Raw genomic sequence first — 19781 nt, 5'->3', positions numbered from 1 at the left:
AACAGTGTATTCCAGTCCGAGGTGAGACGCGTGGACACGGTGAAGCTGTCTGGTCTCGGTTTGTAGTCTCGGTTTGTAGTCTCGGTTTGTAGTCTCGGTTTGTAGTCTCGGTTTGTAGTCTCGGTTTGTAGTCTCGGTTTGGGGCACTACGTTAGCAATGCTGCACTTCAGCTGTTGCGGAATATTATTCCCTTGCTTCATTCCCCGCCTCAATCCCGCATTCCACCGTTCTCAATTATGACTTGTGAATATAGTGTCCTGCAAGGGATTTCCTGTTCATGCCTTTTCTCCCGCTTTCAGTCTGGCAAATCTTTATTCTTAGGATAATAAAGTTCGGGTAAAAAACAGGGAAAAGGCTTGAGGAATCAGGATTTCTCCGTTTTGCCTCACGCTCTTTTCCCGCTTGGAGCAGGTGTTTATTTGTTCTGGAGCAGGTGATTATTCGAGATTGCGGAGGTTTGTTATGGGGTTACAAGCTTTTGAAAGCTGCCACTACGCACTCCACATGACTCGTCTGCGGAAACATGTCTACAGGCTGAAATTCTCCCAATTGGTACCCTTCATCAGCTAGCAAACGGACATCCCTGGCAAGTGTAGATGGATTGCACGAGACGTATACAATTTTCGGAATGCCTGCGTCTATCAAGGCACGTAAGACATCCGGGTGACACCCTTTTCTCGGCGGATCAAGTACGGCGACATCGAATTTCTGCCCGTGTCGCACCCACTCTGGCAAGAGTTGCTCAACTTCGCCAACCTCAAATCTGGCATTGTCGATCCGATTGACCCGGGCGTTTTCCCTTGCATCATGAACTGCAGCCACCACCGTCTCAATCCCGACCGTTTGCTTCACAAAACGCGCAAGAGTCAGACTGAAGGTCCCCGTACCGCAATAGGCATCAAGTATTGTTTCGTTCCCAGACAATGCGGCCCTGTCCTGAACGAGCTTCGTCAGGACTTCAGCCTGTCTGGTGTTGACTTGGAAAAATGATCGAGGTGAGATGAGAAACTCGACGTCTCCAAGTCGCTCTGTCAACACCCTCTTACCAGCAAGGTGTTCCACCGTTTTACCCCAGACCGGCCCGGTTGACCGCTCCTGAACCGTCATTGCGAGAGACACAATGGAACCGACCATCAAGGCGTCCATCAACTCACGCTCCTGACGTAAGCGCCTGCTCACACCAAGAATCAGCATCTGTTCCCCTGTATGCACAGAAAACCTGATAATCAGATGGTGAACGAAGGCGGCATCAGGGCCGAGGACTTCCGTTAAGGCCTTCGGTACCAGCGTCATTGTCTGTTCGACAACCTCCGGCACGAGGGCGCAACTATTTGTCTGTACGACCGTATGACTGCCAGGGGCAAAAAAGCCTTGGCTGAGACTGAGAGACTCCTCATCCCACTTGAGTGGGACCTGAATCTGGTTTCGATAACGCCACGGCTCGTCCATTCCGATGGTAGGTTGCACCACGAATTCGCTGAAGCGGCCGATCCGCTGAAGAGCGTTCACCACGACACTTCTCTTATGCAGAAGTTGACCTCGATAAGAGACATGTTGCAACTGACATCCTCCGCACGCCTCGAAAACACCGCAAAGCGGTGTCACGCGATCCAGTGACAGGATGTCTTGAGAGTTACTCGTCACTGCATCACCCGACACCTCATCTTGTTCATCGGACGAACGCTGCTCTTCAACTCTAGATGTACGCTGTTCTTCGATTCCTGATAAACGCAGCACTTCGACTCCTGACGAACGGTGCCCTTCAACGCCGAGCCATTCTACGACCTGGGCGATTAAGTGACGGCGATGCGCCTCTGTCACCTCTACGCGAACGTTCTCACCGGGGAGTGCCCCCCGCACAAATACAGTCACGTCATCGATGAGACCGACCCCGTCCCCGTCGTCGTTAAGGCGCACGATATCCACCGTATGGATGGTTTTGACGAAGGCCGACAGCGGGTTTGACTCCTCCGTCGGTCTACGTCGTGCCCGTTGATTTCGATTCGAATGCCTGCTTCCGAGATGCGATGCCTTTGCCATCAGGAGCGCTCTTTCAGGCGCTTAATCAAGAGCTTGTTTACCAGACCGGGGTTTGCTTGGCCCTTTGTCGCCTTCATAGTCTGACCAACGAGTGCACCAAGCGCCTTCTCTTTGCCATTCAAATAGTCGGCAACGGACTTTTCGTTGTTCGCGATGACCTCATCAATAATGGGCAAAAGCGCTGACTCGTCACTGATTTGCTCAAGACCCTGTTCCTTGATGACAGTCTTTGCATCTTTACCCGACCCGCACATCAGTTGAAAGACATCTTTCGCCTGTTTTCCGGAAATCGTCTGGTTTGCAACCTCGGCTAACAATCCGGCGAGCTGGCCCGGTGGGATGGGCGACTGCGCAATGGTCTGGCCGCTGCTGTTCAGGTAGGCAAGCAGGTCGCCCATGATCCAATTACTGGCCGGTTTTGGTTCTGCACCAGCTTTCACGACGCCTTCAAAGTAATTGGCAAGTGCCAAGTCGCTTGTCAGAACGCCTGCGTCGTAGGGCGGCAGCCCAAGTTCAGTGATAAAACGTCGACGCTTTGCTGCGGGCAGCTCGGGCAGACTTTCACGTAACCTGTCCAACCAAGCAAAGTCGATCTTCAACCAAACCAGGTCAGGGTCGGGAAAATAGCGATAGTCGTGCGCTTCTTCTTTGGTTCGCATGAGCACCGTTGTTTGCGATGCCTCGTCAAAACGGCGGGTTTCCTGCGAAACCTCTCCTCCAGACGACAGGACTTCGGTCTGGCGGATGACCTCATACTCAAGTCCACGCTGGACGTTTCGAAACGAGTTCATGTTCTTGAGCTCTGTCTTTTGCCCAAATTCCTTCTGACCCGCGGGGCGCAGGGAGATGTTGGCATCGCAACGTAAAGACCCCTCCTCCATGCGGACATCCGAGATGTCGCAGTACTGCATGATGGCCTTGATACCCTCGAGGTACAGTCTTGCTTCCTCCGGCGAACGAATGTCCGGCTCCGAGACAATCTCAATCAGCGGTACACCCGTGCGGTTGTAGTCGACCAGCGTATGTGTGCCGTCGGCAGCATGCGACGATTTGCCAGCGTCATCTTCGAGATGAACACGTGTAATGCCGATCCGCTTGGTCTCCCCGCCCACTTCGATCTCGATAAAGCCATGCTCGCCAATCGGCTTATCGTACTGTGAAATCTGATAGCCCTTCGGCAGGTCCGGATAAAAGTAGTTCTTCCGATCAAACTTGCTGTCGTGATTGATGTGGCAATTGAGGGCCATTGCTGCTTTGACAGCGAGATCGACCGCTTGTCTGTTCAACACCGGCAGTGCACCAGGATGACCTAAACAGACTGGACAGACATTTGTGTTCGGCGGTGCTCCAAATGTCGTCTTGCAACCGCAAAAAATCTTTGTCTCTGTCTTTAATTCGACGTGGACCTCGAGACCAATCACCGTTTCAAACGTCGCTTGTGTACTCACAACGTCACCTCCGGTTGCGGCATTTCGAAACCGCGCAGCTTTTCATAGGCGTGGGCCACCTGCAGGAGGGTCTTTTCGTCAAATGCCTTGCCAACCAATTGCATTCCGACTGGGAGTCCGTCCACTAGGCCGCACGGTACACTGATGCCTGGCAGACCTGCGAGGTTTGCCGGAATGGTGTACAGGTCGTTGAGGTACATCTCGAGCGGATCACTGTTTTCTCCAAAGCGAAAAGCCGGAGTCGGGGCAGTCGGGGTGACTATCACGTCACAGCGCTCAAAAGCCTCATCGTAATCCCGGCGAATCAGCGTACGCATCTGTTGTGCACGCAGATAATACGCGTCATAGTAGCCGGAGGATAAGGCGTAAGTGCCAATCATGATCCGGCGTTTGACTTCCAAGCCAAACCCTTCACTTCTGGTTCGTTCGTACATCTCGAGTAAAGACTCACCCGCCGCACGGCGCCCATAACGGACACCGTCATAGCGAGCCAGGTTTGAAGAGGCCTCAGCCGGTGCCACAAGATAATAGGTTGCAACGGCGTACACACTGTGCGGCAGTGACACTTCAACGACTTCCGCACCTGCCTGTGCCAACACCTGGACAGCTTTGTCCACGGCCTCTTGCACTCCGGGATGGAGCCCGTCGGTCGCCGCGTCTGTGACAACACCAACACGCAGTCCCTTGATGCTGTCTCCAATATGCGTGACATAGTCGTCGACGTCCATCGGGGCTGACGTGGAGTCCATCGGATCGTGACCGCTGATGGCCTGCAGAACGAATGCAGCATCCTCAACGTTGCGGGTAAACGGCCCAATTTGGTCCAGTGAAGAAGCAAATGCGATCAGACCGTAGCGTGAGACACGCCCATATGTAGGTTTCAGTCCAACGACGCCGCAATACGCCGCGGGCTGTCGAATCGAGCCTCCGGTATCAGAACCGAGGGCAAACGGAACCATGCCTGCGGCAACCGCTGCTGCAGAACCGCCACTCGACCCGCCTGGCACCCGTTCAAGATTGTATGGGTTTCTTGTCTTCTGATAGGCGGAGTTTTCCGTCGATGAGCCCATCGCAAACTCGTCCAGATTCGTCTTTCCCATTAACACAGCACTCTGGTCCAGAAGCCGTTGATAAACTGTCGCCGAGTAGGGCGGTATATAGTTCTCAAGGATTCGACTGGCTGCCGTTGTTTTTTGTCCAGCGGTACAGATGTTATCCTTCAGCGCGAAGGGAACGCCAAACATCCGATGATTGGATTTTGCATCGTCAAGCCGTCTCGCATTGGCCATCACTTGATCCTCTTCTACTGTCAGGAAGGCCCCTATTTGCTTGTCCATCCCGCGAATCGCGAGGAGCGATCTTTGTGCCCAGTCAGATGGCTTTGTTTCACGCCGCCAGAGCGAATTGTAGACCTCTTTGACTGTCGGCATCGTCACCTTCATACGTCCAACACCGCAGGCACTCGAATCTCTGCTCCATCTGAATCAGGTGCATTTTTGAGTGCTTCCTCTCTTGTCAGTCCGGCACTTGGAATGTCTGGGCGCATAACGTTGACCAGTGACAGAGAGTGACTTGTCGGGGGCACATCCGTCAGGTCAACCTCTTGCAGTTGCTGTGCGTAGGAGATGATTTCACTCAACTCCGGTGCCAGCTTTTGCGCATCTTCTTCGCTCACAGCCAGGCGTGCTAACTTGGCCACGTTTTTTACAACGTCCTCGGTAATGTTCAACGGACTCCCTCCTTAAACGCTTCCCTTCAGACTTCAAACGCTTCCCTTCAGACTTCAAACGGCTTCCTTTCGGACTTTAAACGCTTCCCTTCAGACTTCAAGTCTTTCCTTTCGGACTTCGGTCCGCGGCGGTCTTTTTGGGGATTATAGCACAGAAGCACAAAAAGCCCTGCATCCAAATGGACACAGGGTTCCTTCAAACCATGAGTGGTTAGTGGACCGCTAAGAGGACAACAATGGACGCCAGTGAGAAACACAATCCGAGCAAGTACAAGAATGCCACCGTCTGTACCTGAGACAAGCCGGACTTCATCAACAAATGAAAGGTATGTCCCTTATCCGCAACGTAGATCGGCCGATTCTCACGAAAGCGGCGGATAATGACCCAAACCGTGTCTAGAATTGGGACACCGAGTGCCAGAACGGGAACCACCAAGGAAACCAACGTTGCACTCTTAAACGCTCCTTGCACCGCGACTGCAGCGAGAACGTAGCCAAGAAATGTGGCTCCGGCGTCTCCCATGAAGATGCGAGCCGGATGAAAATTGTGTCGCAAAAATCCCAGTGCCGATCCCATCAATACGACTGCAAACACAGCCATGGCCCCTTGGCCTTTGAGAAGCGCGATAAAAAACAGGGTCATGGCTGAAATCGCTGAGATACCAGCAGCCAATCCATCCACGCCATCAAGAAAATTCATCATATTCGTGATGGCAACCACCCAGACGACCGTAGTTACAATCGACAGCCAAGTCGGAAATGCGTAGTAGCCATGACTCAGGGGTAGATTTACCCCGTTGATGTTAATGCCAAAGGCAACCAGGATGAGTGCTGCAACAATCTGCGTCAGAAATTTAGGCCAAGCTTTAAAATCACGACCGCGTGTCTTGTAATAGTCGTCGAGGATCCCAATCAACAGAATCAGCAGTCCTCCGACGGCTACACCCCAGAACGTCTGTCCGCCTTTGCCAAAGGCACCCGCTGAAACCAGAAAACCTACATATAAAGGAAGTCCCCCGAGCAACGGGATGGGCTCTTTGTGAATCTTACGCTGGTTCGGTCTATCCACGAAGCCAAGCCTAACGGCCAGCTTACGCACATATGGAATCGACACGTACACAAAAACAAAAGCAGTCGCAAAGCTCATGATATAGTACCAACCACTATGCATCCCCGGAGTACACCCTTCCTGTGGATCCGTTTGACAACTGCTGTTCACAGTTATTCGGAGCAATGTCCTCGCTTGCGTCGGTACTGAACATTTCTACTCGTTGTCGATACGCAGTTCTTGTCGAGATTCGGCGAATGAATAAAGTTCGAAAACATTATAGCAAGGCAAGCCCACACAGGATAGTGGGTCTGCCTGTGAAGAGATGGATCTTTTTCGACTGTCAAATAGCATGTCTCGTATGACAAGTTCATACACATCAATCAGCAAGGCAATATCCGCCATTTTCAGACAGACTGGAGGGATTTCATTGACGCTGACGCAAAACGACATTATTGTAGCGTGGGTTGTTGCAGTTCCCGTGGCATTTTATCTCGGTCGCCTATCGACCAAACTCGCGTGGTTCCACGCAACTACCGAGGAAAAATACAGCCTTCCGGAATTCGTTCGCGGTCGCCGTTGAGGATTCGTAACAGCTCTTGCTGACCTCGGCGCAATGCGATGGGAGAGGCCGATTGGCCTCTCCCATCTTGATTATTCCACTTCAAGCCCTTCCTGGCGCAGAATCTCAAGGAACCTTGCTTCATCCATAATCTGCAGTTCTGGTTTCTGTCCGGATGCAATCAACTGTTCGGCCTTTGCCAGCTTCGATCCCGCTTTCTCCCCTGCGACCAGCACATCTGTCCGCGCACTGACACTGCCTGTCACCGTACCACCGAGGCGTTCCACGTACTCACCCGCCCGCTTCCTGTCGAGTGTGGCCAGCGTACCCGTGAGCACAACCGTTTTTCCGGCAAACGGCGATGTACTGTTCGTTTCCACCCGGGCTCCGAGATACTCTGTGTTCAAGCCGTATCCGACCAACCGATTCAATAGTTCCTCTGCCGCGTCACTTGCGAAAAACTCGACGATGCTCTCCGCCATCTTCGGTCCGATTTCCGGAATTGCCATGAGGTCTTCGACACTCGCGTGCTCAATCGCCGTAAGGTTCCCAAAGTGCCGAGCTACCGTTTTCGCAGCCTTCTCCCCCACTAACCGGATGCCAAGCCCAAACAGCAGTCGTTCCAGCGAATTTTGCTTGCTGGCCAAAATGGCATCTATGAGATTCTGGGCGGAGCGCTCTCCCATCCGTTCAAGGCCCTGCAGTTGTTCTTTGGTCAGCCCGTACAAGTCCGCAACGTCCGCAATCAACCCCTCCTGCAGGAGTTGTGCAACCCACTGTTCTCCGAGTCCGTCGATGTTCATTGCATCCCGCGATGCAAAGTGGATAATCCGCTCCCGAATCTGTGCCGGACAACTCGGGTTTACACATCGCCATGCTGCCTCGCCGGGCAACCGTTGCAAGGGTTCATGGCATTGAGGACAATGCATGGGCATCTGGAAGGGCTCCTCATCACCGTTCCGGCTCTCCAGAACAACACGCACGACCTCAGGAATAATATCCCCAGCCTTCTGAACAACAATCGTGTCTCCGATCCGGACATCTTTCTCCCGAATGTAGTCCTCATTGTGCAAAGATGCACGGGTAACCGTCGTGCCAGCCAACTGTACCGGATCGAACACAGCAGTCGGTGTCACGGCACCTGTCCGACCAACTGTAAGCAGGATACTGTGAAGACGTGTCTCAGCCTGCTCGGCAGCATACTTGTAGGCAATCGCCCAACGCGGACTTTTCGCGGTAAACCCAAGCCGTTGCTGCTGTTCTAAACTGTCTACCTTGATGACCATTCCGTCTGTCGCGTATGGCAGTTCATGACGCTTGGTCTGCCAAGACATGATGAACTCAATGACATCCTCAATGTCTTCAAGGACCACCAATTCTGGATTCACCGGCAGGCCAAGGTCCTCAAGCCACTTCAAGGATTCCGAATGTGCAGGGGGCGTATCCATGTCTGCTCTGGCGAGGGTGTACACGAAGACAGACAGGCGCCGATCCGCTGCGATTTTCGGATCGAGCTGTCGAAGTGAGCCGGCAGCCGCGTTGCGCGGATTTGCAAACAGCGCCTCGCCTCTTGCTTCCCGCGCTTGATTCAAGCGCTCAAAGGCCCGTTTCGGCATGTACGCTTCGCCGCGAACCTCGAGGGAAATTGGCTTCTTCAGGCGAAGTGGAACGGTTTGGATGGTCCGAATATTGGTCGTGATGTCTTCTCCAATGTCCCCGTCTCCGCGTGTGGCCCCTTGCATGAGCACACCATCCTCATAGCGCAAACTGACTGCCAACCCGTCGATTTTGAGTTCACAGGCATACCGCACCGGTCCTCCTGTGAGTTCGCGGACGCGGCGGTCGAATTCACGCATCTCGTCAGGACTGTAGGCGTTTCCGAGCGAGAGCATAGGGATGTCGTGCACCACTTTTGTAAATCCATCAACCGGAGCCCCACCAACGCGCTGTGTCGGAGAATCAGGCGTTGCAAACTCCGGATACTCTTGCTCGAGTTGATTCAACTCTCGCATCAAAGCATCCCATTCAAAGTCACTGATGGTGGGATTGTCGAGCACGTAGTATTGGTAGTTATGGCGCTCGATCTCACTTTTCAGCTGGTCGATCCGCTCCTTTGCAGCGGACTTGTCCAATTTGGATTCTGCCACTCATTCCACCTGCTCCCGCTGGTTGATATCTGTATATCTCGTTGCTAGCCGTGCAGCCCGTTGCTGCCTGTGCATTTTTAGTCGACTTTGCGAATCGGAGCAAAACGAGCCACGAGACGTTTAATCCCGATTGGCGCAGGAAAGGCAATCGTCAATTCAAGGTCGTCGCCTGCATGGACGGAAACGACCGTTCCTTGACCCCATTTTCGATGCTCTACCTTGTCACCCGAATGAAAGGATGCATCGGGGTCGATGGCAAACGCCCCCTCACTGCCCGCACTGGCATCCGGACGCCGGCCAGCTGAATCGGGACGCGGGGTCCACCCCCGAGAAGGAGACGACTCCGAAGCTGTCCCATACGAAAACAACCCTCTAGAACCCATGCCTGACTCCAGTGTCAGGTGATCCTTTGGCATCTCAGCGAGAAACCGGGATTGGCGTGCCGGACGCGTCTGTCCGAAGATGGTCCGCATGGTACAAGTGGTCAGGAAGAGTTTCTGTTTTGCACGGGTCACCCCGACATAACACAACCTTCGTTCTTCCTCCATACCCGTATCTGATTCGAGAGAACGCATGTGTGGGAACAGTCCTTCTTCCATCCCCGGCAAAAAAACGGTGGGAAACTCGAGACCTTTGGCACTGTGGAGAGTCATCATCACCACTTGATCCTCTGACTCGGTTTTTATGGTCTCTTCCGGTCTGCCAGCATTCAAATCGACATCCGCAATCAAAGCCACTTCAGTCAAAAACGAGGCCAGTGCGTCTTCTTCTGCACCGTCTTGGTAGCGTGCATCAAACTCCCTTGTAACAGACAAAAACTCGTCCAGGTTTTCGAGACGAGCTTCAGCCTCGAGACTTTTTTCCGCCTTTAACATTTCCCGATATCCAATTTTGCCGAGAAGAGACTCTGTCAGCTCTGTGACATTCAAAAATGGACGCTGTTGAATCAGGGTATCAAGAACCCTCACAAACTCTGCCAATGACTTTAGCGACTTGCCATGTACGCCTGCTTCATCAGCACGACCAAGCGCACCGTACAATGATGTACCATATCGATCCGCCATCGTCTGCAGCTTATCGATACTTGTATCCCCAATACCGCGTTTTGGTACATTGATGACCCGACGCATACTGACATCGTCATCCGGGTTGATGACAAGGCGCAGGTATGAAAGGACATCCTTAATTTCTTTTCGGTCGTAGAACTTTAAGCCGCCAAACACGCGGTACGGAATCCCTGCCTGTAAAAACGCCTCTTCAATCACGCGGGACTGTGCATTGGTTCGATAGAGGATAGACATTTCACCGTACGGGAGTCCGTCCGTGTGCAACGACTGGATTTTCTCAACGATGTATCTGGCCTCGGCTCGTTCATCCGGTGCCTGGTACAACACCGCCTTGTCTCCCTCATGGTTTTCTGTCCAGAGCTTTTTTGCACGCCGTTGGCGATTGTTTTCAATCACGCCGTTGGCAATCTCAAGAATGGTCTTCGTGGAGCGGTAGTTCTGCTCGAGCCGAATGACCCGCGCATTGGGATACTCTTTTTCAAAGTCGAGTATGTTCCGAATATCAGCGCCCCGCCAAGCGTAAATAGACTGATCCGAGTCACCGACAACGCAGATATTCTGCCGTTTGCCAGAAAGCAGTGACACGATCTTATACTGCGCATGGTTGGTGTCCTGATACTCGTCGACATGGATGTATTGAAAACGCGTCTGGTAAAAACGCAACACGTCCGGGTTATTTGAGAGCAATTGCACCGTTTTGAAGATGAGGTCATCAAAATCCAAGGACTGATTGGCCTTTAGGCGGCGCTCATACTCCTGGTACACTTGAGCGACAATCTTCCGAAACGGATCGGCGGCTTTATCGGTGTACTCCACCGCTGTTTGCAGTTCGTTCTTCGCTGAGCTGATACTGTGCAAGACTGCTTTTGGATCGTACCGCTTGGTATCAATGTTCAGACTGTCCATGATGCGTTTTACAATCGCTAGCTGGTCAGCTGCATCAAGGATCGTAAAGTTCCGTGAAATCCCCATGTGTTCGCCGTCGCGGCGGAGGATGCGGACACACATGGCATGGAAGGTCATGGCCCAAACATCTGCAGCTATCGAGCCAGTCCACGCTTCAATCCGCTCTTGCATCTCCTTTGCGGCTTTATTCGTAAACGTAATCGCCAAAATCGCCCACGGCGGAACCCGCCGTTCGACAATCAGATAGGCAATTCTCCGGGTTAACACATTCGTTTTGCCGCTCCCAGCACCAGCAATCACTAAGACCGGCCCATCCACTTGTTCCACAGCCTGACGTTGAGGCGGATTGAGGCCAGACAATATCTGTTCGGCCGTCGGTATCGATTTCTGCACCCGTAGTCCACCTTTCAACAGTTTCAATATGCTCTCTACATTATATTCGATTTGAAGTGTTACGTGGACGAGTTACGAAGACCTGTCTTTTCCAGAAGGGAGGAGTTGACGGTGGTTTTCCAGCGTGGTATATTAGCACCTGTCACGTTGACTGTCCGCACGTTAACAAAGGAATGCGAACAGATAATTACTGACGGAATGTAGCTCAGGTGGTAGAGCGCACGGTTCGGGACCGTGAGGTCGCAGGTTCGAGTCCTGTCATTCCGACCAACGAGAAAGAAAACAGCAAAAGAAGGCCGTGTCCCATCTGGGAGGCGGCTTTTTTCTTTGACTAAATTCTTTGACTAAACATGATCACAAACGAGTAAAAAAGAGGGTACGGAACACGAGACGCGTTGGTCTCGGTCCCGTACCCTTTGTGCAAGACTATCGCAATGGGGTTAGTGAACCCCTGCAAGTTCCCGAATCGGCTCGTACGTCTGTGCGACCTTGTTTACATACGTAGTCGTTGCCTCTTCCGACGGGTAGTAGCCTTTTTTCGCCATGTACTCGCCAACTTCAAAAGCATGATGCGAAGCAACTGTGAAGGCATCTTCAAACAGAGCCCGTAACTGGGGATTGTCTGTTTCAAAGGTGGCCCATGCGTATTCTCGACCGGCGCGTTTTAATGTCAGCAGATAAGATGTCGCGATCGCCCGGTCATCAAATGAAGTCATCCCTGGATTCGGGGTTACCGCCTGCGGCAATTTGTGTGTGCCCCCTGAGGATGGCGTTGGCATACTCGGCACCGCCAACTTTTGCGTGCTAGATCCCTTTTCAATCCAATCCACCTTCATGTTGTAATCCTGAATGTGGGCTGCAAGTTGCTTTTGAAGAATCCCTTTCAACTCCTGACATTGAACTTGATTCAGGAATATGCCCATGGAATTGATGGTGTTTGTGCAACTCATCAAAAGTTCGTTCAGCTCTGCGACTTCATGTGCTTTTAACGCCACACGCAACGCCTCCTCAACAGCAGAATGTGCAAGACGTGAGTAGTATGCCAAAGCGGCTGTTCCGGCAGACTGACAATCTTCGCCTGATGACTTGTGTCCCGTCGACACGTCCAGGAAATTATCGACAGGTTTGGCGAATGCATTCCGGGGAGGAATTGTTTGCGACTCTAGTTGATTCTTGCTAGAATGCAACCATATAGTCTGAAAGGGGCCACATGAAATGGCGGTCGCAATGGCTTATGTCAATGAAGCCTTCATCTTGTCGAGTGCAATCGTCATGGCATTTGGCTGGTACTTTATCCGCCGTAGAAATGTCGAAGTTCACCGTCGATTGATGTTAATCGGATCGACACTGGCAGCCTTGTTTTTCATCACTTACGTGTTGAAAACGGTCATCTTTGGTGATACGACATTTGGAGGCCCCAAGATGTGGCAGACACCATATCAAGTGTTTTTACAAGCCCACTCTATTTTGGCAACGGTGGCGGCAATTCTCGGTATCATCACCTTGACCTTTGCCTTCAAGAGCAGGTTTGGCTCCCACAGAAAAATTGGCCCGTGGACCACCTCGACTTGGTTTGTCACGGCTGTCACCGGTTTCCTCGTGTTTCTGATGTTATACATTGTGTTTCCCCAGGGTGAGACAACGAATATGTTCCGAGCTTGGCTTGGACACTGACACCATCGTTGTTAGATAGAACCACTTTGAGAGAGAAATAAAAACAGAGAAATGACGATCTGGGCTAGATCCCCGAACGGCCGCCAACATGAAAGAACAGCGAAGAACTGGCCGATTCCCGTCAACAGGTTTGCTCCACACACCTATTCTTTGGTCTACAAGGAGTGACCCGATTGCGGCAACCATCTGTGTTTGGCAATCGCAACTTTCTGCTGTTCTTTGGCGGTCAACTGATATCCAGGCTGGGCGATGGCATCTACACGCTTGGTTTGGTCTGGATGATGCATGTCCTCACAAACTCTACGCTCTTGATGTCGCTCACTTTGGCAGCCAGCTTCCTCCCCCGGGTTGTGCTTGGCCCGATGGCCGGGGTGCTTGCCGACAGGTGGCGAAAACGACGGATCTTGATTGTAACTGACGCAGTGCGCTTTCTGCTTCTTATGGCCTTGACGTACCTTACCTTTTCACATCATGTGACGGCTTGGATCCTGATTGTGTTTTCATTTATCCTCGCTGCCGCTTCAACGCTCTTTACACCGGCTTATACTGTTTTGCAGAAGCGGATTGTTGCGGAAGACCAGCTGATGCAGGCGAACTCGTTGCAGCAGGTGAGCATCAATATTTCGCAAATCGCAGGTCCTGCGCTGGCCGGAATTTTTGTCGGTACGGTTGGGATTGGGGCCGCATTTGCCATTGATGCAGGAACGTTTATTGTCTCCCTCCTCGGGTTGACATTCGTCCAAGTGAGTGAACCTGTCCGTGTGCACGAAAGGCTCTCAATTCGTGCGTTGTTTCAAGAAATGGGCGGAGGAGTGGCCGTGCTCAAGGGAGTACCCACGGTTCGTGCCTTAACCCCCTTTATGTTGGTATTTAACTTCATGTTGGCGGCTTTGGAAAACCTCCTGTTGGTTCAGTTTTTGTCCAACACACTCGGTCAAGGTCCTCTGATTATCGGCCTTGTAACAGCTGCAGGGGCGGTCGGTGAGCTTCTGTCCGGAACCGTTTTGGTCTTTGTTCAAACCAAATGGACAAGCACCCGCGGGCTCGTAGTAAATATGGTTATCACTGCACTGTGCATCACTGCGGTTGGATTTTCGCCTTACGCATGGATGGTCGGGGTGCTGATGTTTATCACAGGTTTCTGCATGAGTATCGTCAACATCTCGTTCTTTACAGGCATTCAACAACAGATTCCAATTGATGCCTTAGGACGGGTATGGGCACTCCTCGGCGCACTGTTTGATGGAGCCACTCCGCTGTCCCAGGTTGTGTTTGGGGAGTTGGCAGCAATCGTGCCACTTGGACCGCTCATCAGTATCATGGGCGGCATGGCAACGCTTGCAGGACTTGGGGCATTTCTTCATCCGGCTGTCCGTTCTGCCAAGTCACCATCAGAAGCGGCTGTGCTCGAACCGTCCACGCTGCAGCAGGTGGAGGGTTCCGTCGCCGAACCTTCAGGTACACCCTAATCTCGGACAAGACCAGTTCGACATGTTAGAATAACCAAGAAGGCATTCATGTAAAGCAGGAGGTCTCCCAAACGGTATGACCCGTGTTCTGGTAGTGGATGATGAGAAGTCTATCCTGAAGTTGGTGGAGTATAATCTTTCCCAAGCGGGATTCGAAGTAGTGACCGCCGAAAACGGGCCTCAAGCAGTCCAGTTCGTGAAAAGCACAAACCCCGACATCATCGTGTTAGACTTGATGTTGCCAGGAATGGACGGATTGCAAGTCTGTCGAACGCTCAGAATGGATGGCATCCACACGCCCGTAATTATGTTGACTGCAAGGGACGATGAAGTCGACCGGATCATCGGGCTCGAATTAGGTGCGGACGATTACGTAACTAAGCCATTCTCACCGAGAGAACTTGTGGCTCGTGTCCGTGCGATCCTTCGCCGCCTCGGACAACAACCTGATGAGCGGGTCGAGAAAAATGACAAGGAACTCCAAGTCGGGGTCATTCGGATTGATACCGGCAAACACGAGGTATATGTCCGTGATGAACGCATTGAACTGACATCCCGTGAATTTGACCTGCTCTTCTATCTTTGCAGGAACAATGGGAATGTGCTCTCAAGAAACCAACTGTTGGAAAATGTATGGGGTTATGACTACCCTGGCGATACGCGTATTGTCGATGTTCACATCTCGCATCTTCGCGACAAGGTCGAGGAGAATCCAAAGTCACCTGAAATCATCAAAACGATTCGCGGCGTGGGTTACAAACTCACGCCTTGATATGTCTGACTAAACCAGTCAGAAAAATGGCCATACTGTAAAACGTAGGCATGCAGAGCGTCACACTTTTGAGTGAATCGCGGCTTCCCTGCCTGCAGTGTAGGTTCGGCAGGGCTGTTTGCTTATATAAGGTTAGTTACTAAGCTTTCCAGTTACGTTTCTTAAGTATCTGTGGTACGATAAGCATGGAGATGATCGGAGATGGAAAAGGAAACCTTCGAACTGTGCCCAAAATTCGAATCCGCTTTTGAATTGTTGGGAAAACGCTGGACAGGGCTTATGATTCGGGTGCTTTTAACCGGCCCGAAGCGTTTTAAAGACATTTCAGGCATGATTCCCAACATGAGTGACAGGATGCTTGCTGAGCGATTTCGTGAGCTGGAGGCGGCTGGCATTCTGGTGCGCCGGGTCTATCCAGAGACACCGGTACGTATCGAATACGAGTTGACTGACAAAGGCCGTGCACTCGCTCCTGTCATGGATAGCGTTCAACAATGGGCCGATGATTGGATTCCCCGACCGACCGTGCAACACAAAATTGCTTTGCACTCCCGATGAATACATCGGGGGTTTTTTTGTGAATAAGAGGAAATCTCAACCAAATGTCCGTTCATAATCGTCAACCGCTGCCATAGGGTAGATTGGATGCCTTTTCTGGCTCCGTAATCGATGGCAAAGGTTGGGGTTTGTATGAAGTACGGACTGGGCATTGTGTTGAGTGTCTGTTTGTGTGCAGTTGTAACAGGCTGTGGAACTGTCGCTCTTTCAAGTCACCCGGCTGGACCAAACAGTACGGCAACTACACAAACAAAATCCACATCCAGAGATTCGTCTGCAGGCTCCGCAGCTGCCCCCGTGAAAAGCAAATCTGCTTCAAAGGCCGTGAAGGTGGCTGCCAAGAGTACCGTTTCACGTGAACCAGCGGCACAAGTAAGAACCAGCCCGCCAAAACAGCAGCCAATTGTCCTTTCCCTCGGATCCCAAGGAACAAACGTTGAACGCCTGCAGGAGTTGCTCGCCGTAACTGGCTACCTCCCACTTGAATGGACAGCCGGGCAAAACTCATGGCACTGGAAATACGCTTCGACACCGAAGTCGCTCGTCTCACTTTGGTCACCGACAAAGTACACGTTGCTGACCAAATCGGCTGTCATGACATTTGAAGAAGTCCATCAGCTGGCTGTAGATGGTGTCGCCGGTCCGCAAGTCTTCGCCGCGTTGAAGAGCGCTGCAGCGGCTCACCGAACGAGCCCATACGGGTTCACATATGTTCAAGTCTCCCTTTCGGTGCCTGAGTCCCTAAGCCTCTGGCATAACGGCCAGATCATCATTAAATCCTTAGCCAACAGCGGGATTCCACAAAGTCCGACAGTGACCGGGACGTACCCCGTGTACCTGCAGTATCTTTCCCAAACCATGAAAGGAAAAGATCCGAACGGTCAGCACTATTCTGATCCCGGTGTCCCCTACGTCAGCTACTTCTATGGCGGCGAGGCTGTACATGGGTTCGTTCGATCACAGTACGGCTATCCACAGAGCCTCGGTTGTGTTGAGCTTCCCATCCCGGCAGCGAAGCAGGTATGGCCCTACATGCACCTTGGAACGTTGGTCAATATTACGTAAAATCGCCTGATTTCGTCATGGAATTACAGGAAACGATTACCGGAAGGGATAGGACTTCGCAGGAAGAAATCAACATGTACAGGAAAAGCCCGGTATCCCAGCTACATGGGTGGAAACAGGGCCAATTCTGATATGCTGCAGCTACGAAGGAGCGATTCGTCTTTTGCGAAACCTCAAACTATCCCTTATCACCGGTGCCCTTACAGTTGCGGCTATCACGCCGACGGCCTTTGCCGGAACAACGCAGGTTCACAACTTTGTCGAAACAAACCACGGGTGGGTCTCTTACCACAGTGCGGCATCCCTGAAGAGTCCCATTCTCGGCAGATTGCTCATCGGCGATAAAGCACCGCTTGTTGCCAAAGCGAATGCGTACTGGTACGAGATCAAATGGAATGGGAAAGACGTATACATCACGACAGACAGCTTCTATACGCACCTCGTTACCGTAACTACAACAGGGACAAGCCCAACCCAACCCGTATCCCCGACTGCAGCTTCCGCACCCGCATCATCTTCACCCGCAACGAGTCCTGCTCCAACCACTACGCCAAGTTGGCAGGTGGAAGCTGATAAAGTCATTGCCACGGCCAAGACCCAGTTAAACGTTCCATACCTGTGGGGGAAACAGGAGCCTGGAGTTGGTTTTGACTGCAGCAACTTTACCGCTTGGACGTTTCGTACAGCCCTTGGTATCAGATTCTCAGGGAGTTCTGTCACGCAGAGAAACTCTGTCGGTACCCCTGTTGCCTTGAGTGACATCCGTGAAGGAGACCTTCTGTTCTTTGCTACGGCGAATAACCCGACAGGCGGAGGGCATGTGGGTATCTATATGGGCAATGGAATGGTGATTCAGGAAGGCGGCGGTTGGGGCAAAGTAACCATTGAACCTCTCCGTGGCACCTGGTTGGGACGGAATCTTGTCTTTGCCAGGCGTGTCATCCAGTAGTCTATAATGACCCGAGTTGTCCTGACTCAGGACAGGAAACCGGATCGTCAATCATTCATTCAAGCGACAGGGCTGGACACATGCGTCCAGCCCTTCGTCAATCATGCTATGTCTTACGTGGTATCCATCTGGACAAGTCCAACCTGCCCTGCATCTGTCACTGCGAGCAAATACATTGGTTTATGCTGTGGTATCGGATAGTCCCCTACACCCCAGCTTGCCGTCCAGTTTCCTTTTTGGTCGATCGGATATTTTCCGATCCGCTGTACGCCTTGCGCACTGACCAGTTTGAAATGTGTTCCTTCATGTTTCAAGTTGTAGCGAGGAAGATAGTACAGTGTGACGGTGCTCCCCCTCCACCTGGCGCGTGCTGCGATATTCACCGTCTGCCCATTATGGACTGCCTTCGTCACAGAGGGCCTGTCAAGCGCCGGAATACGCAGGTTCATCGGTGCACCCGCCACATCTTGAGGCAGCACTTCAACGACCCCGGCGGGTAACTGCTCACCGCTGGCTTGTGCCGCGGTGTTTCCAGACCCACAGGCTGTGACTCCGAGCGCAGCAGTCATTGTGAGCGTGACTGTGAGAGTCATTGTAAGCATCCCAAACCATCGATTGCGCATTGGATCACCCCGGACTATGTGTGTACCTGCTAGGGTGTCCTCACGCATCAAGGTTGTATGCGCCTTATTTCACAGCGGCAATCAGACTGAGGTGTAGGGTATCGAGTCCAAAACTTTGAGCCAATGCCTCATTTGCCAGTGCTGGCCCCCACGTCAGCCATGTTCGATGTCCATTTTGCGTCACCCATTCCCCCCTGGCGGCAACCACCTTTTGCCACTCTGGCGTCAAATCTGAAAGATAGCTGCCCGCAATCGCCATCGATCGCAGCTGAGGCCACGCAATCCACTGATGATTGAACCATGCCCCGCCTGCTGCATAAATGTGGCTCCAATAGCTGTTCAATGAGTTCAACCGCCGATAATGCAAGCGTTGATAGACCGATTTGCCGGTTTGGACTGCGGACAGACCAAAGATGGAATCGCGGGTCGACATCGCCGATACGCCTGACCACTCACTGCCTGTGTTATCGTAGTTGAACCCGCCGCTTGCCTTATCATAAAAGGACAACAATGCGGAAACTGGGTTCCCGTCTTTCGCTGTCCAGCTTGCAGCCGGAATGCCGGCACTTTCGAGTGCATCAATAGTCACGCCTGTCGAATCAGAATTGCTTGTTGTGGCTCCATTGACAAACCCGCCGTCAGCGGCCTGTTGGGTCTTTAAGTACTGTAAGGCTGCTGACACTGGCTTGCTGTCCTTGGTGAAGCCTAGTAGCCCGAGCGCAACCACCGCGGCGGCGGTATCGTCCGCGTCACTGGTATTGTACTGTGCGGAATAGCCAAATCCGCCATCCTTGTTTTGATGACTGATGAGCCACATGGCTGCAGCAGCACGGTTATATGTAACCCCGCCAGCATCTTCAAGTGCAATGATGGCCCATGCCTGGTTGTTAATCATGTCCGTACCCGTCTTATCAATATTGTCTGTAAACTTGCCTTCATTCGATCCGCTCGTGAGCTGTGTCGCTGCGAGTTTTGCCACCAGATTCACCCCTTGGAATGAATGAGGGTCCCCTCCTGTCGCCAACACGCCCAAAATGGCCCGTGCGTAATCCGTACTGCTTTTGAGTCCCGACACGTACGACTTAGGGAATGTGATGTTGGCAAAGTTTCCGGTTGCCGCATAGGTCGCTACCGCTGTCCAGTCTGGCATCTGACTGACCGCATTTTTCTGCATCCACGCCACTGCAGACGTTTTTTCTGCAGACAGAGTTGCTGTCGAAGTTGTTCCTGTCTGTGCGGCCAAGGCTGCCGGGACCACCATCCCAAGCGCCAGTGCTGCACTGACTCCAGTCAGCGTGAGTTGTTTTTTCATGTTTTAACCTCTCCTTTT

The 19781-nt window shown here is 52.2% G+C and carries 17 protein-coding genes and 1 tRNA gene; 8 read left to right on the top strand and 10 right to left on the bottom strand.

All coding sequences use genetic code 11. The annotated features are described in order from the left end of the window. Positions 1 to 469 precede the first annotated feature (469 nt). The 5 genes from rlmD to AN477_RS01155 form a co-directional block, all read right to left on the bottom strand. The gene (gene rlmD, locus AN477_RS01175) at positions 470 to 2041 is read right to left on the bottom strand and encodes a 23S rRNA (uracil(1939)-C(5))-methyltransferase RlmD (RefSeq protein WP_054967347.1); all 1572 of its coding nucleotides are present in this window, start codon (positions 2039 to 2041) and stop codon (positions 470 to 472) included. Then, positions 2041 to 3489, bottom strand: a complete 1449-nt coding sequence (gatB, locus tag AN477_RS01170) for an Asp-tRNA(Asn)/Glu-tRNA(Gln) amidotransferase subunit GatB (RefSeq protein WP_054967346.1) — start codon at positions 3487 to 3489, stop codon at positions 2041 to 2043. Before gatB ends, rlmD begins: the two co-directional genes overlap by 1 nt. After that, complete coding sequence (gene gatA, locus AN477_RS01165) at positions 3486 to 4931, bottom strand: Asp-tRNA(Asn)/Glu-tRNA(Gln) amidotransferase subunit GatA (RefSeq protein ID WP_054967345.1); 1446 nt, start codon at positions 4929 to 4931, stop codon at positions 3486 to 3488. The genes gatB and gatA overlap by 4 nt, the downstream gene beginning before the upstream one ends. Then, positions 4928 to 5218 carry an Asp-tRNA(Asn)/Glu-tRNA(Gln) amidotransferase subunit GatC gene (gatC, locus tag AN477_RS01160; protein WP_054967344.1) on the bottom strand — a complete coding sequence of 97 codons (291 nt, stop codon included), beginning with the start codon at positions 5216 to 5218 and terminating at the stop codon, positions 4928 to 4930. Before gatC ends, gatA begins: the two co-directional genes overlap by 4 nt. A gap of 211 nt (positions 5219 to 5429) precedes the next feature. Beyond that, complete coding sequence (locus AN477_RS01155) at positions 5430 to 6389, bottom strand: glycosyltransferase family 4 protein (protein ID WP_054967343.1); 960 nt, start codon at positions 6387 to 6389, stop codon at positions 5430 to 5432. Between the two features lie 307 nt (positions 6390 to 6696). On the opposite strand from AN477_RS01155, the gene AN477_RS24120 reads away from it, so the two are divergent. Then, positions 6697 to 6849 carry a hypothetical protein gene (locus AN477_RS24120; protein WP_157061747.1) on the top strand — a complete coding sequence of 51 codons (153 nt, stop codon included), beginning with the start codon at positions 6697 to 6699 and terminating at the stop codon, positions 6847 to 6849. Between the two features lie 71 nt (positions 6850 to 6920). Here the strand turns inward: AN477_RS24120 and ligA are convergent, their stop codons facing one another. Together ligA and pcrA are read right to left on the bottom strand one after the other, a co-directional pair. Next, positions 6921 to 8960 (bottom strand): NAD-dependent DNA ligase LigA, encoded by a 2040-nt coding sequence (gene ligA, locus AN477_RS01150; protein WP_054967529.1) that lies wholly within the window; start codon positions 8958 to 8960, stop codon positions 6921 to 6923. Between the two features lie 92 nt (positions 8961 to 9052). Then, positions 9053 to 11341, bottom strand: a complete 2289-nt coding sequence (gene pcrA / locus AN477_RS01145; RefSeq protein ID WP_245631668.1) for a DNA helicase PcrA — start codon at positions 11339 to 11341, stop codon at positions 9053 to 9055. Between the two features lie 194 nt (positions 11342 to 11535). On the opposite strand from pcrA, the gene AN477_RS01140 reads away from it, so the two are divergent. Continuing rightward, a tRNA-Pro gene (locus AN477_RS01140) sits at positions 11536 to 11611 on the top strand. A 170-nt stretch (positions 11612 to 11781) separates the two neighbouring features. Here AN477_RS01140 and AN477_RS01135 read toward each other — a convergent pair. Continuing rightward, positions 11782 to 12336, bottom strand: a complete 555-nt coding sequence (locus AN477_RS01135; protein ID WP_054967342.1) for a spore coat protein — start codon at positions 12334 to 12336, stop codon at positions 11782 to 11784. A 220-nt stretch (positions 12337 to 12556) separates the two neighbouring features. On the opposite strand from AN477_RS01135, the gene AN477_RS01130 reads away from it, so the two are divergent. The 6 genes from AN477_RS01130 (at position 12557) to AN477_RS01105 (ending at position 17828) form a co-directional block, all read left to right on the top strand. Next, entirely contained in the window at positions 12557 to 13015 is a 459-nt protein-coding gene (locus tag AN477_RS01130; RefSeq protein WP_054967341.1) for a DUF420 domain-containing protein, read from the top strand. A 173-nt stretch (positions 13016 to 13188) separates the two neighbouring features. After that, the gene (locus AN477_RS01125; RefSeq protein WP_054967340.1) at positions 13189 to 14484 is read left to right on the top strand and encodes an MFS transporter; all 1296 of its coding nucleotides are present in this window, start codon (positions 13189 to 13191) and stop codon (positions 14482 to 14484) included. 76 nt (positions 14485 to 14560) lie between these two features. Then, positions 14561 to 15256, top strand: a complete 696-nt coding sequence (locus AN477_RS01120) for a response regulator transcription factor (protein WP_054967339.1) — start codon at positions 14561 to 14563, stop codon at positions 15254 to 15256. Between the two features lie 201 nt (positions 15257 to 15457). Continuing rightward, a complete protein-coding gene (locus AN477_RS01115) occupies positions 15458 to 15814 on the top strand; it encodes a winged helix-turn-helix transcriptional regulator (protein WP_054967338.1) in 357 nt (118 codons plus the stop codon). A 132-nt stretch (positions 15815 to 15946) separates the two neighbouring features. Beyond that, a complete protein-coding gene (locus tag AN477_RS01110) occupies positions 15947 to 16879 on the top strand; it encodes a L,D-transpeptidase family protein (RefSeq protein WP_054967337.1) in 933 nt (310 codons plus the stop codon). Between the two features lie 163 nt (positions 16880 to 17042). After that, positions 17043 to 17828 (top strand): NlpC/P60 family protein, encoded by a 786-nt coding sequence (locus AN477_RS01105; RefSeq protein ID WP_054967336.1) that lies wholly within the window; start codon positions 17043 to 17045, stop codon positions 17826 to 17828. A gap of 113 nt (positions 17829 to 17941) precedes the next feature. Here AN477_RS01105 and AN477_RS01100 read toward each other — a convergent pair whose 3' ends face one another. Both AN477_RS01100 and AN477_RS01095 read right to left on the bottom strand, forming a co-directional pair. Further along, positions 17942 to 18421: a hypothetical protein gene (locus AN477_RS01100; RefSeq protein ID WP_157061746.1), complete on the bottom strand. Its 480-nt coding sequence runs from the start codon at positions 18419 to 18421 to the stop codon at positions 17942 to 17944. Between the two features lie 94 nt (positions 18422 to 18515). Further along, positions 18516 to 19763 carry a prenyltransferase/squalene oxidase repeat-containing protein gene (locus tag AN477_RS01095; RefSeq protein ID WP_054967334.1) on the bottom strand — a complete coding sequence of 416 codons (1248 nt, stop codon included), beginning with the start codon at positions 19761 to 19763 and terminating at the stop codon, positions 18516 to 18518. Positions 19764 to 19781 lie beyond the last annotated feature (18 nt).

The sequence above is a fragment of the Paenalicyclobacillus ferrooxydans genome, from assembly GCF_001399675.1.
Classification (GTDB): domain Bacteria; phylum Bacillota; class Bacilli; order Alicyclobacillales; family Alicyclobacillaceae; genus Alicyclobacillus_B; species Alicyclobacillus_B ferrooxydans.
The sequence above is the reverse complement of the archived record's forward strand: the minus strand, read 5'-3'. Positions and strand labels throughout refer to the sequence as shown.